The sequence below is a fragment of the Paenibacillus xylanexedens genome, from assembly GCF_007680605.1.
In the GTDB taxonomy this organism is placed as follows: domain Bacteria; phylum Bacillota; class Bacilli; order Paenibacillales; family Paenibacillaceae; genus Paenibacillus; species Paenibacillus xylanexedens_B.
In genome coordinates this window covers 1-425 of the sequence record NZ_VEIO01000056.1, presented here as the reverse complement: position 1 = coordinate 425, position 425 = coordinate 1, and the positions used below count along the sequence as shown (strand labels likewise).

1 protein-coding gene is annotated in these 425 nt (G+C 54.8%); it reads left to right on the top strand.

Annotation, left to right across the window (positions count from 1 at the left end; all coding sequences use genetic code 11):
* The coding region (locus tag FS818_RS28360) for an AMP-binding enzyme (protein ID WP_145336741.1) at positions 1–425 on the top strand (425 nt) is incomplete at both ends.

Below are 425 nucleotides of genomic sequence, written 5' to 3'. Positions count from 1 at the left end.
TATGTGTTGAATAAATCAAACCAATTGCAACCGGTGGGCGTACCCGGGGAGCTATGCATTGCGGGAGACGGCTTGGCACGCGGATACTTGAACCGTCCCGAACTGACGGCAGAGAAGTTTGTAGACAACCCGTTCGAACCGGGCGGGCGGATGTATCGCACCGGAGACCTGGCACGGTGGCTACCGGACGGGAACCTGGAGTACTTGGGTCGGATCGATGAACAGGTGAAGATCCGGGGGTACCGGATCGAGACAGGCGAAATTGTGCATGTTCTCCTGCAACACGCGGACGTGAAGGAAGCAATAGTCATTGCCCGGAGAGACGAAGCAGATGTTTACCTGTGTGCATACGTGGTGAGCCGTGGCGTATTTAATGCATCCGAGTTGCGCACGTATTTGAAACGGAGTTTGCCTGAGTATATGGT